This is a genomic window from Comamonas sp. 26 (assembly GCF_002754475.1).
In the GTDB taxonomy this organism is placed as follows: Bacteria; Pseudomonadota; Gammaproteobacteria; order Burkholderiales; family Burkholderiaceae_C; genus Comamonas.
Map to the genome: position 1 here is coordinate 770,857 of NZ_PEFL01000001.1, position 15,380 is coordinate 786,236.

The 15,380-nt window shown below is 56.8% G+C and carries 13 protein-coding genes, 1 tRNA gene and 1 pseudogene; 10 read left to right on the forward strand and 5 right to left on the reverse strand.

Annotated elements, in window-relative coordinates:
- Window positions 1–9 precede the first annotated feature (9 nt).
- The 5 genes from CLU84_RS03635 to CLU84_RS03655 all read left to right on the forward strand — a co-directional run bounded on the left by CLU84_RS03635 (window position 10) and on the right by CLU84_RS03655 (window position 5,277).
- Window positions 10–1,245 (forward strand): CaiB/BaiF CoA-transferase family protein, encoded by a 1,236-nt coding sequence (locus tag CLU84_RS03635; RefSeq protein ID WP_099735984.1) that lies wholly within the window; start codon window positions 10–12, stop codon window positions 1,243–1,245.
- A 36-nt stretch (window positions 1,246–1,281) separates the two neighbouring features.
- Complete coding sequence (locus CLU84_RS03640; protein ID WP_099735985.1) at window positions 1,282–2,262, forward strand: tripartite tricarboxylate transporter substrate binding protein; 981 nt, start codon at window positions 1,282–1,284, stop codon at window positions 2,260–2,262.
- A gap of 172 nt (window positions 2,263–2,434) precedes the next feature.
- A complete protein-coding gene (locus tag CLU84_RS03645; protein ID WP_099735986.1) occupies window positions 2,435–3,184 on the forward strand; it encodes an electron transfer flavoprotein subunit beta/FixA family protein in 750 nt (249 codons plus the stop codon).
- A gap of 14 nt (window positions 3,185–3,198) precedes the next feature.
- Window positions 3,199–4,131 (forward strand): electron transfer flavoprotein subunit alpha/FixB family protein, encoded by a 933-nt coding sequence (locus CLU84_RS03650; protein WP_099735987.1) that lies wholly within the window; start codon window positions 3,199–3,201, stop codon window positions 4,129–4,131.
- Window positions 4,132–4,290: 159 nt separating this feature from the next.
- Complete coding sequence (locus CLU84_RS03655; protein ID WP_099735988.1) at window positions 4,291–5,277, forward strand: tripartite tricarboxylate transporter substrate binding protein; 987 nt, start codon at window positions 4,291–4,293, stop codon at window positions 5,275–5,277.
- Window positions 5,278–5,383: 106 nt separating this feature from the next.
- On the opposite strand, the gene CLU84_RS03660 is transcribed toward CLU84_RS03655, so the two are convergent.
- Window positions 5,384–5,460: transfer RNA gene (locus CLU84_RS03660), tRNA-Pro, on the reverse strand.
- Window positions 5,461–5,708: 248 nt separating this feature from the next.
- Between CLU84_RS03660 and CLU84_RS03665 the strand changes: the two genes are divergently transcribed.
- The gene (locus CLU84_RS03665) at window positions 5,709–6,251 is read left to right on the forward strand and encodes a GNAT family N-acetyltransferase (RefSeq protein ID WP_099735989.1); all 543 of its coding nucleotides are present in this window, start codon (window positions 5,709–5,711) and stop codon (window positions 6,249–6,251) included.
- A gap of 162 nt (window positions 6,252–6,413) precedes the next feature.
- Here the strand turns inward: CLU84_RS03665 and CLU84_RS03670 are convergent.
- The 4 genes and pseudogenes from CLU84_RS03670 to CLU84_RS03690 form a co-directional block, all read right to left on the reverse strand.
- Window positions 6,414–7,488, reverse strand: a pseudogene (locus tag CLU84_RS03670) (IS3 family transposase).
- 526 nt (window positions 7,489–8,014) lie between these two features.
- Window positions 8,015–8,353 carry a DUF6616 family protein gene (locus CLU84_RS03680; RefSeq protein ID WP_099735990.1) on the reverse strand — a complete coding sequence of 113 codons (339 nt, stop codon included), beginning with the start codon at window positions 8,351–8,353 and terminating at the stop codon, window positions 8,015–8,017.
- A 10-nt stretch (window positions 8,354–8,363) separates the two neighbouring features.
- Window positions 8,364–9,137 (reverse strand): DNA alkylation repair protein, encoded by a 774-nt coding sequence (locus tag CLU84_RS03685; RefSeq protein WP_099735991.1) that lies wholly within the window; start codon window positions 9,135–9,137, stop codon window positions 8,364–8,366.
- Window positions 9,134–9,628, reverse strand: a complete 495-nt coding sequence (locus tag CLU84_RS03690; protein ID WP_099735992.1) for a MarR family winged helix-turn-helix transcriptional regulator — start codon at window positions 9,626–9,628, stop codon at window positions 9,134–9,136. The genes CLU84_RS03685 and CLU84_RS03690 overlap by 4 nt, the downstream gene beginning before the upstream one ends.
- A 258-nt stretch (window positions 9,629–9,886) precedes the next feature.
- Between CLU84_RS03690 and istA the strand changes: the two genes are divergently transcribed.
- From istA to CLU84_RS03710, 4 genes are all read left to right on the forward strand, one after another.
- Window positions 9,887–11,413 carry an IS21 family transposase gene (gene istA / locus CLU84_RS03695; RefSeq protein ID WP_099735609.1) on the forward strand — a complete coding sequence of 509 codons (1,527 nt, stop codon included), beginning with the start codon at window positions 9,887–9,889 and terminating at the stop codon, window positions 11,411–11,413.
- Window positions 11,403–12,188: an IS21-like element helper ATPase IstB gene (gene istB / locus CLU84_RS03700; RefSeq protein WP_099735610.1), complete on the forward strand. Its 786-nt coding sequence runs from the start codon at window positions 11,403–11,405 to the stop codon at window positions 12,186–12,188. The genes istA and istB overlap by 11 nt, the downstream gene beginning before the upstream one ends.
- Before the next feature lie 682 nt (window positions 12,189–12,870).
- Window positions 12,871–14,412: a TolC family protein gene (locus CLU84_RS03705; RefSeq protein WP_233209916.1), complete on the forward strand. Its 1,542-nt coding sequence runs from the start codon at window positions 12,871–12,873 to the stop codon at window positions 14,410–14,412.
- A 17-nt stretch (window positions 14,413–14,429) separates the two neighbouring features.
- Window positions 14,430–15,212 carry an efflux RND transporter periplasmic adaptor subunit gene (locus CLU84_RS03710; RefSeq protein WP_099737842.1) on the forward strand — a complete coding sequence of 261 codons (783 nt, stop codon included), beginning with the start codon at window positions 14,430–14,432 and terminating at the stop codon, window positions 15,210–15,212.
- Window positions 15,213–15,380: the final 168 nt, after the last annotated feature.

The following is a 15,380-nucleotide window of genomic DNA, read 5'->3' on the forward strand; positions in this document are numbered from 1 at the left end:
GAACAGAAAATGAGCAGTCAGCAAGAATTACCGGACGACTTGGACTTTCCTCTGGAGGGCGTGCGCGTACTGGATTTGTCGCGCGTGTTTGCCGGCCCTTTGTGTGGTCAGGTTCTGGCCGACTTTGGCGCAGAAGTCATCAAGGTGGAGCACCCCCAGCGCGGCGATGACACCCGTGACTGGGGTCACCGCATCGGCAAGACCGAGACTACCTACTACAACAGCATGAACCGCAACAAGCGGTCCATCACGCTGGATCTGCAAAACGCCGAGGCCATTCAGATCATTTATGATCTGCTGCCTCAGTTTGATGTGGTGATTCACAACTTCAAGCATGGCGGTGCGGACAAACTGGGTCTGGGCTATGACAAGCTCAAGTCCATCAAGCCGGAGCTGATTTACTGCAGCGTGGCGGGCTACAGCAGCGACACTCCCGAAGCCAAGCGACCCGGCTACGACCTGGTGATTCAGGCCGAAGCAGGCCTGATGGCCATCAACGGTGTGGAAGGAACACCGCCCTTGAAATTCGGCGTGGCCGTGGTCGACATGATGACCGGCATGTATGCCGCGCAAGCCGTGCTGGCCGCGCTCTATCGCAAGAGCCGTACCGGTCGTGGCCGCAAGATTGAAATGTCTCTGTATGACTGCGGTCTGACGATCACCGGCTATTACGGGCTGGATTCCATGCAGCTGGGCCACGACACACAGCGCTATGGCAATGCCCACCCCTCCATCGTGCCCTATGGCCTCTTCGAGGCGGCCGATGGTCCGCTGATCATCGCCGTGGGTAATAACAGCCAGTTCGACAAGTTCTGTCGCCAGGTAGTGATGCGGCCCGACATCGTCGAGAACCCGCGTTTTGCGACCAATGTGGAACGGGCCAGGAACCGCATGGAGTTGCTACCCCTGATGACCGAGGTCATTGGTGGCTTGGCGCGCGATGAGCTGTTGGAACGCATGGCTGCCTGCGGTATTCCCAGCGGTCGTGTGGCTGGCCTGCACGAAGCGCTGACTAGCGAGCGCACGCGCCAGGCTGGTGTTTTCCAGCAAATGCCCCATCCGGTGGCCGGCCAGACCTGGGTGTTTGCTCCGCCCTATCGATTGGACGGTCAGCTGCTGCCGATTCGCAAGGCACCACCTGTGCTGGGTGAAGGTACGCGCGAAGTGCTGCAGCAACTGCTGCAGCTGCCCGAAGCGGAGTTACAGGCGCTACAGGCCAAGGGCGTGCTGACCTTGCCTGTCTGAACTCATCGATTCCTAGAACAACTACCGGAGACAAATATGCAAACATCCATGGGCCGCCGCTTGGTATTGGCGGCAGTTGCCGCAGCCAGCCTGGGAGCGGGTCTGTCCGCGCAGGCCAGCGAATTCCCGAACCGCCCCATCACTCTGATAGTGCCTTTCCCGGCCGGTGGGCCCACGGACCGCCATATGCGCATACTGGCCGACATCGCCAGCAAACATTTGGGGCAGGCCATCATTGTTGACAACCGACCAGGTGCTGGTGGTACCTTGGGCCCGGGTACGGTGGCTCGCACGGCAAAGCCTGATGGTTACACGATTGTCCAGTTCCCCATGTCGATGCTGCGCATGGCGCATATGCAGAAAACGGCCTGGAATCCGCTCACCGACTTCACTTACATCATTGGGGTCTCGGGCTACACCTTTGGTGTGGCAGTGCGCACGGATTCACCGTATCGCAACTTCAACGACTACATTGCTGCGGCACGCAAGAGTCCAGGCAAGATCGACTACGGCTCGACCGGCATCGGATCGTCACCCCACCTGCTGATGGAAGAGCTGGCCGAGAACGCCAAAGTGTCGCTCAACCATGTGCCCTTCAAGGGCGACGCCGATCTGCAGCAGGCGCTGTTGGGCGGCCATCTGGCGGCGGAGAGCGGGGCCTCTGGCTGGGAGCCTCATGTGGAAAGCGGCAAGATGCGCTTGCTTGTCACCTTTGGTGAAAAGCGGACCCAACGCTGGCCCGATGTACCTACCGCCAAGGAACTGGGTTATGGCGTGGTGTCGCTCTCTCCCTATGGGTTGGCAGGCCCCAAAGGCATGGATCCCGCCGTGGTGCAGAGGCTGCATGATGCGTTCAAGAAAGCCATGGACGATCCACGCCACACCGAGGTGTTGACGCAGCTTAATCAGGGGATGTGGTACCGATCCGGTGCGGACTATCTGCAATGGGCCAAGGATGCCTATGCCAAGGACAAGGTGCTGATCGAGCGCTTGGGTCTGGCAGCCAACGCGAAATGAAATCAGCTTGGTGTGCATGTTCCTTGCCTCCATAGAGCCCTGCAAAGCCGGTTTATGCAGGAGTGGTTCATGCAGAAACCAAAATTTTTAATTCCTGAATTCATAGCTGCCAGCGCTTTCTAAATAAGTGCTGGCATCCATTTCAATCACTAATCTGTGGAATAGCAGCAGCATGAAGGTATTGGTCCCTGTCAAGCGCGTGGTGGACTACAACGTGAAGGTCCGCGTCAAATCGGACGGCACGGGTGTAGACATCGCCAACGTCAAGATGAGCATGAACCCCTTTGACGAAATCGCCGTCGAAGAGGCCGTGCGCCTCAAAGAAAAAGGCGTGGTGACCGAGGTCATCGTCGTCTCCTGCGGTGTGGCTCAGTGCCAGGAAACCCTGCGCACCGCCATGGCCATCGGTGCCGATCGCGGCATTCTGGTGGAAACCGATGTGGACCTGCAGCCCCTGGCCATCGCCAAGCTCCTCAAGGCCTTGGTCGACAAAGAGCAGCCCGGTCTCGTGATTCTGGGCAAGCAAGCCATTGATGGCGACAACAACCAGACCGGCCAGATGCTGGCTGCGCTGACCGATCTGCCCCAGGCCACGTTCGCCTCCAAGGTGGAAGTCGCTGGTGACAAGGTCAGCGTCAGCCGTGAAGTCGACGGTGGTCTGGAGACTCTGTCTCTGTCCATCCCCGCCATCATCACCACCGACCTGCGCCTGAACGAGCCCCGCTACGTCACCTTGCCCAACATCATGAAGGCCAAGAAAAAGCAGCTCGACACCTTCAAGCCTGAAGACCTGGGCGTGGACGTTGCTCCCCGCCTCAAGACCCTGAAGGTGGCAGAGCCCGCAAAGCGCGGCGCTGGCGTCAAGGTGGCCGATGTGGCGGCCCTGGTCGACAAGCTCAAGAACGAAGCCAAAGTGATCTAAAGGAAGAACGACAAATGACATCCCTCGTTATTGCTGAACACGACAACGCTTCAATCAAGCCTGCGACCCTGAACACTGTGACGGCTGCCGCTGCCTGCGGCGGTGATGTCCATGTGCTGGTGGCTGGCGAAGGCGCTGCTGCGGCCGCCGCTGCGGCCGCCCAGATCGCTGGTGTCTCCAAGGTCATCCACGCTGACGGCGCAAGCCTCAAAGACGGCCTGGCCGAGAACGTGGCAGCTCAAGTGCTGGCCATTGCCTCCAGCTACAGCCATATCCTGTTCCCCTCGACCGCTGCCGGCAAGAACGTGGCTCCCCGCGTGGCCGCCAAGCTGGACGTGGCCCAGATCAGCGACATCACCAAGGTGGATGCGCCTGACACCTTCGAGCGTCCCATCTACGCCGGTAACGCCATTGCCACCGTGCAGTCCGCTGATGCCGTCAAGGTCATCACCGTGCGCACCACCGGCTTTGACGCCGCTGCTGCCACTGGTGGCTCCGCTGCTGTGGAAGCCGTGGCTGCCGTGGCCGACTCCGGCAAGAGTGCTTTTGTAGGCCGCGAAGTGACCAAGAGCGAGCGCCCTGAACTCACTGCTGCCAAGATCATCGTCTCCGGTGGTCGCGCCCTGGGCTCGGCCGAGAAGTTCACCGAAGTCATGTCGCCCCTGGCCGACAAGCTCGGTGCTGCCATCGGTGCGTCCCGTGCCGCCGTCGATGCGGGCTACGCCCCCAACGACCTGCAAGTGGGCCAGACCGGCAAGATTGTGGCGCCTCAGCTGTATATCGCCTGCGGTATCTCGGGTGCCATTCAGCATCTGGCAGGCATGAAGGACTCCAAGGTGATCGTGGCGATCAACAAGGACCCTGAGGCACCGATCTTCTCGGTGGCTGACTATGGGCTGGAAGCAGACCTGTTCGCCGCTTTACCTGAAATGACTCAGGTCATTTGATCTGTAAAAAAGTCTGACTTCGGGGGGAGTTGGCCTTTTGATGAAACGATGGGCCGAGGTGTGACGCAGAACATATCCGGGCCACACATGCTTTGTATGAATGTTGTCCGCGCTGCCGCAAGTGGCGTTGGCAATGCGATCTGACCAAGTGAGACAACCATGCCAAATAGCGTTTCCCGCCGAACCTTCATCGGTACCGCTGCAGCCGGTGCAGCCCTTTTGTCGCCAGCAGTGCGCGCACAAGGCTCATGGCCCAACAAACCCATCCGTATCGTTGTTCCCTATACGGCTGGCGGCTTCACCGACCAGATGGCGCGCCTGCTGCAGGTAGGGCTGCAAAAGGCATTGGGTCAGCCCATCATCATTGATAACAAGCCGGGTGCGAACAGCTTGATCGGTGTCGATAATCTGGCGAAATCTGCAGCCGACGGCTATACGTTTGGGGTCGTGATTCCTGCCTTTTCGGCAAACACCACGCTGTACACCAAGCTGCCCTACAACCCGAAGAAAGATCTGGTTGGTGTATCGCTGATGGGCGTTTCTCCATTGGTGGCGGCTGTAGCCAACAATGCGCCGTTTAAGACAACTCAGGAACTGATTAGTTATGCCAAGGCGCATCCGGGTAAGGTGGCTTTTGGCTCGTCGGGAAGCGGCTCCAGTGCGCACCTGACGACAGAATTGATGAAGCTGTTGACCAAGACGGACATGATTCATGTGCCCTATAAAGGCGCTGCACCTGCGCTGACCGATCTCATGGGGGGCCAGATTCCGTTGTTTCTTGATCCGCCTCCCAACCTGATTCAGCCCGCCAAGGCAGGTCGAATCCGTCTGATCGGCGTGGCCAGTGAAAAGCGTCTGGCCGTTTTGCCCGATGTCCCCACATTTGCAGAGCAGGGCATCCCTGACTTGCTGGGTAGCACCTGGGCCGCCATGATTGCCCCGGCAGGAGTTCCGAAAGAGATCGTGCAGCGCATGTCCGCAGAAGTGGCTCGCATTATTCGTAGCCCCGAAATCTCGCAGCGCATGGCGCAGACCATGGGCACTTTTGCGGAAGGCTCTACGCCTGAAGAATGCGATCGCTTTATTGCTGCAGAAACCGCAAAGTGGGGCCGTGTGATCCGCGATGCGAAGGTGACGCTCGATTAAACGAGGGCTTGCCGGCTTGATCCCTCATGCATGTGCCTGCATGAGGGAGTGAGCTGGTACAGACGGACAAAAGGGGTTAGATCTTTCGATCTAACCCCTTGTCGTTTGGTCGGAGCGGCGGGATTCGAACTCGCGACCCTCTGCTCCCAAAGCAGATGCGCTACCAGGCTGCGCTACGCTCCGTAAGCAATTATTCTAGCGCAGTTTCGGGTTCACTTTCTTCTGATCGACATTTTTGTAGAAAAAGTGGCTGGATTCACTGCTTAAGTCTGGAGCAAAGACGCGAGATTAATCAGCACATGCTCGCACTCAGCCATGAAATGAAAAGTTGCGGAATGCCCAATGCTATCGTTGATACGTCATTTTATTGCTCCTGAAATAAGAGCGATATACGCTTGTTGCTAAAGCGTCGGAGGTGATAATCTCTTCAGATGCATGCACCTGTGAATCTGGAATTTCGAGATTTTGATGACGGCGATCTCTCGGTCATCGCCAGTGCCATGGGCGATTCGCAGGTCATGCGCTATTACGGACTGGAAACCACGCACACCGATGCTCTGGCCATTGCCCGTGAACAATTGAGCTGGTACCGCGAACTGGACGCAGAGGGCGCAGGCTGGTGGCAGGCCATTTGTCTGAATGGTCACCCCATTGGTGCCATAGGTGCCTATGACCGCGATGCAGACAGCGACAGCGCTGAACTTGGCTACTGGCTGCTGCCAAGCCACTGGGGCCGGGGTGTCATGCGCTCAGCCCTGCCGCAATGCTTGCCTAGCGTTTTTCAGCAACTCAATCTGCACAGTCTGGTGGCTTATGTTGAGCCTGAAAATCAGGTGTCGATCAAGCTGCTGATGGCCTGCGGCTTTGCTTATGAAGGGCTGCTGCGTGAATGCACCAGGCGGGGAGATGACTACGTGTCACTTCATCGTTTCTCGATGCTAGCGAGGGAGCTGGAGTTCCCAGCTGGACTCTAATTGCAGCGGAAATAAGAGAGTTGCTGTGGCTTGGAAATACGCGTAAACACGCCGCTATCAACGATGGAAACCAATAAAAAAGCGCCTGAAAGGCGCTTTTTTATTCATCTGGCGGACCGACGTCCCCCCGTTTTCAGTAGCGATTGGCTTTGGAGTCCGGGGCTAATTTAACTGGTTTTGGATCAGCCGCCGTACACAGGCGGCAGGCGTCAATCCGTCAAGTACTTTCTTGTGGCGCTCCTCGTTGTATTCCCGGCGCTGGGCTCGACGATCAATCGGGCATGCGCCAGATTGGTGAACCAAGGCTCATTTAGACATTCATCGTTGAATCGTCCATTGAATGATTCGATGTAGGTGTTCTGGTTGAGTTTGCCCAGTTCGATCAGGAACAGTTGCACGCCTCGCGCATGTGTCCAGCTCACCATTGCATGGCCGCAGAACTCCTTGTCGTTGTCGGTTCTGATCGCCTTGGGCAACCCGCGCGTATTGACCAACTGACCCAGGATACGCACCAGGTGGTTGCCACTCAGTGCACGCTCTGGCACGATGAGCGTCATCCACCACGGTCAAGTTCTTGATGCTGCTCCCTTCGGCGGTGCGGTCAAACACGAAGTCCATGGACCACATTTGGTTGGCCGCCGTCGGGCGCTCCAAGGGATGTTGTTCTGCCAGCGGGATCTTTTTGCGTTTGCGTCTCTTCACTTGCAGACCCGCCTGGGCATACAGGCGATCCACCCGCTTGTAGTTCACCAACTCGCCAGCCTGGCGCAACTTCAGATAGATCATGCCGGCACCGTAACGTCGATGACGTTGCGCCAAAGCGATAATCTTCTGCCTGAGGACGCAGTTGCGATCCGTCACCGGCTGATAGCTGTAGGCGCTGGGGCTCATGCCAATGACGCGCGGTGCTCGTCGTTCGCTTAGCCCTTGGGTCGTTCATGTGGCGCACCAGCTCCGGCCTTGCGGATGCGCTTACCACTTTTTTCGCAAGGCCTCTTTCGTGACCTCGTTCTCCAGCATGGCTTCAGCCAGCAGGCGCTTGAGCCGAGTATTTTCGGTTTCCAGCTCCTTGAGTCGCTTGGCATCCGAGACCGCTATGCAGCCGAACTTTGCTGCGCCATAGATAGTAGCTCGCTTACGAGAAACCGTGCCTGCGGCACAACTCTGCTACCGGTAGCTCTGATTCAACGTCCCTCAGGAAGCCAATGATCTGTTCTTCGCTATATCGCTTTTTCACGCCCAATCTCCTGTCGTTTGAGATTGGACTCCAAGCTCAGCTGCGACTCAAATCTGGGGGGACTTCGCTCAGACGGTAGCCGTGGCTGGGGTTGGGGTTGGGGTTGGGGTTGGGGTTGGGGTTGGGGAAGTCTGGCCTGGGGCTGATTTATGCAACAACGCCTATTTCGAGTGAAAACTTATATGGATTTCTGCTGAAGCAAAAGTTCCAAGAGATTTTTGGAATTTTCATGATGTGCAGAAATGATGTATCCCGTCATCTAACAAGGTGCGAGCACTGATGCGCGTCTGCGTACTACCATCTTCAGCTTGAAGCGATCACACCGGAGAATACCCTCCGCGACAGCTTTTGCCCCCGAGTGCTAGATCAATAGCAGCCCCGGTAGCAGACGTTCGAGGCAAGCACCAATTTGACTTACGATCGCTCTCGCGGGGCTCGGGCGTTATAGAGCTACCGTCCAAAAGTGGGTACCAGAAAATTACTAGCCGCATTGCAGATGCACAAAAGCATTATTCGAAAAACTGCGCTACGAGGTAGCTAGAGCAGCCAAGTGAATATCCACCCCACCTTCGGTGCTGGCAGCATTTACATGGTCAAAGTAATCGTACCAACCGCTGGCTTTGATGCCAGACAGCAGAGCATCCAAAGCGTTTTGATCAGGAAAGCGCCAAATACCAAGGAATTTATGCGTAGTGCCTTGGTCAATGCTGGAGTCCGTTTCTGCCAGAGAGAGGACTTCGACACCTAGGCTGGACAGTTGACCTAATGCGAGTCCGATGCCGCTAAGAAAGCGTTGCCTTTGTTCAGCGGACAGTGTGAGCCATGCCGAATTGGGGGTGTAAAGCTCTACGAGGTAATGAGACATTGTTCCACTTTCACTTGAGATTGCGCAGTGCGCGTTGACATATCCGACGGGTGGCAGCAGCTTGGGAGTTTTCAAGCCATTGGTCACAGATGCCACGCACCCACGCTGGCTGATCTTTAGCGGCATCATTGAGCCAATTGGCAACCGAGTCCTGTACATAGACCGAAGGGTCGCTCCTCAGAGCAGAGAGCAAAGGCAACGCTTGTTCGGGTGAGTGTTTGAGCGCTGAGATATGCGTGCACCACACTCCACGGGGTCGCAAAACCTCGCACGCGAATCGCCGGACACGTTCAGAAGGGTCTTTTGTCCATAGCATCAATTGTGCGATGGCCGTCGGCAGCTCTTGCACCAAGTGCGGGCGCATCGCCATCCAAGCCCATTCACGCACACCAAAATGCGCGTCATCTGCCAATGGGTAGATTGCGGCAAGTCGTACATCGACATCTAGGTATGGCTGAGCACCGATCATGAAACACGCCCAACCACGAGCCATGTCTGCGCGATGTCTTTGGCATTGCGCGATGCCCTCAGTACCTAAGTCCTCCAGCATGGCTAAGCCGATATGGGTCATGCGTTTGAGCACCCCCAGTTGGCAGGCTGCATCAATCGCGTTAAGTGCGGGAGCCGTAAGTGCTGGAAAGATCGTTCGTGCCAGTACGGCTTGGTCGACTGCCAAACATTCAGCCAGCGTGGCACATTGCAACTCTCCAAGCGATAGCGCACGCAGAATATCTCGAGGAATGTCAACGGCGCGCGTCGCGCCTTTGCGGACTTCATTCTTCATGATGTAGCGTTTGGAATAGGGCTCGTAACCCTCTCAAGCAACACCGCCAACTGCTTGCGCTCGGGTGCAGACAGATTGCCAAACAAGCCAGCAATCCAACGACCATGCTGATCGACAACTTTACTGGCTAGTTGTTTTCCTTTTGTGGTCAGCCGAATGCAAAGTGCACGACGGTCGTCGACATTGGCATGACGTGCAATCAAACCTTCTCGTTCCAGTCCGTCTAACAGACCGGTCACCGTGGCGCGGGTGACGCCTGCCTGTTCTGCCAGCGCGTTGGGTGCGAGTCCATCAGATGCCACATCGAGAAGGAACAACAGCACAAAGCGCCCCTCAGACAAACCATGAGGGGCAAGCAAGGCAGCGCAGTCCCGGTCGATGTTTGCAGCCATCGATAGCACTTGAAAACAAAGCTGGATGCCGTCCACATCAGGAAGGTTGCGTCGTTGCGCTTCTTCAATTAGCGCCTGGTACTTCTGTTCAAACTTCATTAGTTAGCCTAAATATAATATGGTAGCTAATTATATAAGCAAGTTCACTTCAAGAGATGTCGGCTATGGGTAGTGAGCCCTGTTCGCATGACTTGACAGCGGACACTCAGCAATCCATCTGCCTGCACTTGTTGCCCACTGTCAGCTGCTTGTTGATTTCCACCCAGAAGTGACCCACTAGCCCCCGGTTTTTCCATCTCAGTCTGATCCACGCATTAACCCTAGCCTGCTGCTTTCTTGTGCAGTAGGAGACCAGGAGTGATTGACGTGGCTACTTTGAGTGTCATCAGACGCTGGGCTCTACGTGAGCACCTGTCCATCCGAGAGATCGCCCGCAGAACCGGGCTTTCTCGCAATACCATCCGCAAGTATTTGCGCTCCGACGTTGTGCAACCTCAACTTGCACAGCGCACCATTGCCACCAAGCTCGACCCCTTCGCCAGCAAGCTGTCAGGCTGGCTGCGTACAGAAGTCAACCGCTCTCGCAAGCAGCGGCGCACGATCAAGCAGATGTTTCTGGACTTGGAGGCGTTGGGCTACACCGGCTCCTACAACCGAGTCGCTGCCTTTGCCAGAGTATGGAAGGCTCAGTGTCATGCGGCGGAGCAGACATCAGGGCGAGGCGTTTTTGTGCCCCTGGTCTTCGGCGCTGGAGAAGCCTTCCAGTTTGATTGGAGCGAGGATTGGGCTGTCATTGCGGGTGTACGCACCAAGCTGCAAGTGGCTCACTTCAAGCTCAGCCACAGCCGAGCCTTCTATCTGCGGGCCTATCCCCTGCAAACCCATGAGATGCTGTTCGATGCCCACAACCGTGCCTTTGCGGTGTTTGGAGGCGTCCCTAGGCGGGGGATCTACGACAACATGCGCACAGCCGTCGATCGTGTCGGCCGTGGCAAGCTCAGAGAGGTCAACGCCCGCTTCAGTGCGATGGCCAGCCATTTCCTGTTCGAGGCACAGTTTTGCAATCCGGCCTCGGGATGGGAGAAGGGACAGGTCGAGAAGAATGTTCGGGACGCTCGCCATCGTATCTGGCAATCTGTACCAGCGTTTCCGACACTCAGAGCCCTCAACGATTGGCTAGAGCAACGGTGTCAACAGTTATGGCAAGAGATTGCGCATGGCCAATTGCCTGGCTCACTTGCTGATGTGTGGGAGCAAGAACGCTCAACCTTGATGCCCATGCCTCGGCCGTTTGACGGCTTTGTCGAGCATGCCAAACGAGTCTCTCCCACCTGCCTAGTTCACTTCGAGCGCAATCGCTACAGCGTGCCGGCCTCTTATGCCAACCGACCTGTGAGCTTGCAGGTGTATGCCGACCGCCTGGTCGTCGTGGCCGAAGGCCAGTTCGTCTGTGAACACCCGCGCATCATTGAGCGCAATCACCAAGGCTCTGGGCGTACGGTCTATGACTGGCGTCATTACTTGGCCGTATTGCAGCGCAAGCCCGGCGCATTGCGTAATGGTGCTCCGTTCGTCGAACTGCCAGATGCGTTCAAGCGCCTGCAAGCACTACTCCTGAAGCAGCCCGGTGGCGACCGTGAGATGGTGGAGGTGCTTGCCTTGGTGTTGCAGCACGATGAGCAGGCCGTCCTGGCCGCTGTCGAGTTGGCTCTGGAGGATGGCGCACCCCGCAAGACCCACATCATCAATGTCTTGCACCGCCTCATTGATGGAACACCGGAACCTGAGCCCATCCATTCACCCCAAGCCTTGGCCTTGATCGTTGAGCCCCAGGCCAACGTCGTGCGCTACGACCAACTCCGACAGGTGCGCCATGCGTCATGACCCCGCCATTGCTGCGATCATCATCATGCTGCGCCAACTCAAGATGTTTGGCATGGCCCAGGCCGTGACAGAACTTGCCGAGCAAGGCTCACCAGCCTTTGAAGCAGCACATCCCATACTCTCGCAACTGCTCAAGGCCGAGAGCGCAGAGCGAGAAGTGCGCTCCATTGCCTATCAGCTCAAGGTGGCCAAGTTCCCTGTCTACAGAGATCTGGCAGGCATTGACTTCGCACACAGCGAGGTCAATGAAGCCTTGGTGCGCAGCCTTCATCGCTGTGAATTCATCGAGAAGGCCAACAATGTGGTGCTTGTCGGAGGCCCCGGTACTGGCAAGACGCACATCGCTACGGCCCTGGGTATTCAGGCCATTGAGCACCACCGTCAAAGGGTGCGCTTCTTCTCTACGGTGGAATTGGTTAATGCCTTGGAGCAAGAGAAAGTACAAGGCAAAGCCGGACAGCTCGCCCACAGGCTGGTGCATACCGATCTGGTGATACTCGAGGAGCTGGGCTATCTGCCCTTCAGCTCATCTGGTGGTGCGCTACTGTTTCATCTGCTCTCAACGCTTTACGAACGCACCAGCGTAGTGATCACCACCAACCTGAGCTTCAGCGAATGGGCCAGCGTGTTTGGGGACGCCAAGATGACCACCGCATTACTGGACCGCCTGACCCACCACTGCCATATTCTGGAAACAGGCAACGACAGCTACCGCTTCAAGCACAGCAGTGCAGTCCAACAACCGCCCATGAAGAAGGAGAGAAACAAAACCTGATCCACATCTTGAGCCTTGCGGCTCAAGCCAAAGGGTGGGTCAGTTTGAGATGGAAATTGCGGGTCAGATTTGCGTGGAAATTAACAGGGTGTCGATCACAACAAGGGCGGGTGGTGGTGTGTATTCTTTGCGTCTAACCATAGTTTAGGACTTGCAAAAGTTTCTGCTTTGTCAGAAATTATCTGCGTCCAGCAAGTGCTGTGCAAAATATTTCTAATAGTCCGTGAATTTTTATCAGTCGCCGCGATGGCGAGCACCGATATGGCTGGCTGTACTGTTAGCCATAACGTGGCCTTCTGTGCCCCTTGAATCCGTAGCCTAAAGCCGCTCCTAGGCACCAACTTCGGCTTTGCAGCGATAGCTGCCCCTGGCCGCCAATTTAGCGACTCACGCTTATCGGCATAAAGCAGTCGTACTCGTCTGGTTGCCAAGATAGTCCTGATCTCAACTATTTGAAATCTAGCAGTCATTCAGAACCCTGGTGTGGGCTCAGTGAGAAGCTGGAGTGACGAACTTTGGCAAAAAATACCTGATTTCAGTGATTGCCCTTGTATTTTTTGCTCTGTAACATTCTTAATACATTTTTTGACAATTAAGACTTTTGCATACTTTTGGAAGTTTGCTGTTCGATCTCATCGAAGTCTTGTTATCAAACCGTCTTTGCCACCATCCTCTCGCAGATATGAATGCTCTTGCTAACCACCGGCCTGAGAACAATTTTCGTGACCGTGTCCGGCTCACGGCCTTGTTAGGCTCGGCCATCTGGCTTACTGGCTGTGCCAACCTGAGCAGTCAGGCGCTCTCGACAGAAGAAATTCAGTCACAGGTTCAGGCCGATCGGCAGAGCCTCGGTAAGGACGTGGCTCCGTTGACTGGTGCGGTGAGTCTTGAAGAGGCTATCGCGCGAGCCATCAAGTACAACGCAGCACAACGCCTGCGCGGCATGGAAGAGGCGGTGGCCCAGGGCACCGCCAATGTTGCCAAGTTCGACATGCTGCCCAAGCTGGTGGCCTCTGCCGGCTACCGCTACCGCGACAAGGACCTGATCAGCCGCAGCACGGACTCGGTCACCGGCGCGCCTTCCCTGGCGCATCCTTATATCTCGTCGGATCGGGAATCGACGCTGACTTCGCTGAGCTTCTCCTGGAGCCTGCTGGACTTCGGTCAGAGCTACTATGCAGCTCGTCAGCACGCTGATCGTGCCCAGATTGCTGCCGAGCGCCGTCGCAAGGCCATCCACACCTTGATCCAGGATGTACGCATCGCCTACTGGCGTGTGGCTGCGGCCCAGGCCTTGGAGTCCTCACTTCAAACCGCAGGCCAGGATGCAGACCAAGCCCTGGAAAATTCGCGCAAGGTAGAAGCGGAGAAGCTGCGCTCCCCTATGGAGCCGCTGCGCTATCAGCGCCAGTTGCTGGAGAATATCCGCCTGTTGGAAGCCATTCAGCAGGAGCTGTCCTCCTCGCGCATCGAGCTGGCGTCATTGATGGGCGTGTCTCCCGCAGGACTGAACCAGCCGCTGCGTGTGATTGAGCCTGCGGCCTCGAATGCCCAGCGCTGGCTGGAGCAACCAGTGGAAAAACTGGAAGACCGAGCCCTGCAGCTGAACCCCGATCTGCGCGAGAGCCTGTACAACGCCCGTATCGCCAACGAAGAAACCAAGCGCGTCATGCTGCGCATGTTCCCCGGTCTGTCTTTCAACTATGGCGTCAACAAGAGCAGCGACAGCTATCTGATCAATGACCGCTGGCAGGATGCCGGCCTGCAGATCTCTTTCAATCTGCTGGGACTGCTGTCACTGCCTGCACAACGTCAACTGGCCGATGCGGGTGTCAAACTGGCCGATCAGCGTCGTCTGGCTACCCAAATGGCGGTATTGACTCAATTGCATGTAGCCCGACTGCAATTTGCGAATGCCGTACGTCAATATGAAAGAGCGCAGACCATTGCCTCCGTGGACCAACGCCTGTCCGAGCATGTGAACAATCAGGTGCAAGCCGACAAACTCACTGCCCTTGAGGGTGTCTCCCAGCAGACCACCACTATTCTTTCCGTTCTGCGCCGTTACCAGGCCCAGTCCAATATGCAGGCCGCCAGCTCCCGCTTGCAAGCCACTCTGGGCATGGAGCCATTGATTGAAGGCTCGGACAACATGCCGTTGCCTGAACTCACACAGGCCGTTGGTAAATCGCTGCAAAGCTGGGATGCAGGTCAAGTCCAATGAAGTCCCGCGTGTCACCTTTGATTTTGGGTCTGTCGCTGGGCCTGTCTCTGGCCGCTCATGCCCAACCCGGCTCAGCAGCCCAAGGACTTCCCAAGACTCACGTCCCCTTGCCCAGCGTACTCGAGCAGCGTGAAATCCGTGCCCAGCTTGCACCGCGTCGCTACACCACGCTGGCGGCCGAAATCGGTGCCAAAGTGCAGCGTCTTCCCGTGGTCGAAGGTGGTGCCTTTCGCCAGGGGCAACTGCTGGTGCAGTTTGACTGCAGCCTGCCACAAGCCCAGCTGAACAAGGCCCAGGCAGGCGTGGACGCCACCGAAAAGACCTGGAAGGCCAACCAGCGTCTGGCGGAATTGAACTCTGTCGGCAAGGTAGAGCTGGATATTTCTCAGGCCGAATGGAACAAGGCCAGGGCTGAAGTCGCGGCCAACCGCAGCTTGCTGGGCAAATGCCAGATCACCGCGCCCTATGCAGGTCGTGTTGCCGAGCAAAAAATCCGCGAACAGCAGTACGCCCAACCAGGCCAGGCCCTGATGGACATCCTCGACGACTCCGCGCTTGAGCTGGAGTTTCTGGTGCCTTCACGCTGGCTGAGCTGGCTGCACCAGGGCACCAACTTCGAAGTGCGCATTGACGAGACCGGCAAGACCTACCCCGCCAAAGTGCAGCGCCTGGCCGCACGTGTGGACCCGGTAAGTCAGTCCATCAAGGTTAACGCCGCCATCCACGGCAAGTTTGCTGAACTGATTGCTGGCATGAGCGGACAGGTGCTGTTGGCACCGCCCCAAGCTGCAAAGCCCTAGATATTCAAAAAAGGAGCAGCCTGCGATTGCCTCACAAAGGTTTTAATGCATTCTCAGGTTGAGAGCATTTCCTCTAGCGCGCAAGCTGCTCATATTTTGATAGTTAGATAGCAAGAGACCGAAGGCCCCGAGAGGGGGATACCGGCGGTCTGAACCTGCAAGGCAGGC

Excerpts from the sequence above, each read along its gene's own strand:
- CLU84_RS03705 (WP_233209916.1), top strand. The coding sequence starts at position 12,871 with ATGAATGCTCTTGCTAACCACCGGCCTGAGAACAATTTTCGTGACCGT.
- CLU84_RS03690 (WP_099735992.1), bottom strand. The coding sequence starts at position 9,628 with ATGAAGTTTGAACAGAAGTACCAGGCGCTAATTGAAGAAGCGCAACGA.
- CLU84_RS03640 (WP_099735985.1), top strand. The coding sequence starts at position 1,282 with ATGCAAACATCCATGGGCCGCCGCTTGGTATTGGCGGCAGTTGCCGCA.
- CLU84_RS03665 (WP_099735989.1), top strand. The coding sequence starts at position 5,709 with ATGCATGCACCTGTGAATCTGGAATTTCGAGATTTTGATGACGGCGAT.
- CLU84_RS03645 (WP_099735986.1), top strand. The coding sequence starts at position 2,435 with ATGAAGGTATTGGTCCCTGTCAAGCGCGTGGTGGACTACAACGTGAAG.
- CLU84_RS03685 (WP_099735991.1), bottom strand. The coding sequence starts at position 9,137 with ATGAAGAATGAAGTCCGCAAAGGCGCGACGCGCGCCGTTGACATTCCT.
- CLU84_RS03655 (WP_099735988.1), top strand. The coding sequence starts at position 4,291 with ATGCCAAATAGCGTTTCCCGCCGAACCTTCATCGGTACCGCTGCAGCC.
- CLU84_RS03680 (WP_099735990.1), bottom strand. The coding sequence starts at position 8,353 with ATGTCTCATTACCTCGTAGAGCTTTACACCCCCAATTCGGCATGGCTC.
- CLU84_RS03635 (WP_099735984.1), top strand. The coding sequence starts at position 10 with ATGAGCAGTCAGCAAGAATTACCGGACGACTTGGACTTTCCTCTGGAG.
- istB (WP_099735610.1), top strand. The coding sequence starts at position 11,403 with ATGCGTCATGACCCCGCCATTGCTGCGATCATCATCATGCTGCGCCAA.
- CLU84_RS03650 (WP_099735987.1), top strand. The coding sequence starts at position 3,199 with ATGACATCCCTCGTTATTGCTGAACACGACAACGCTTCAATCAAGCCT.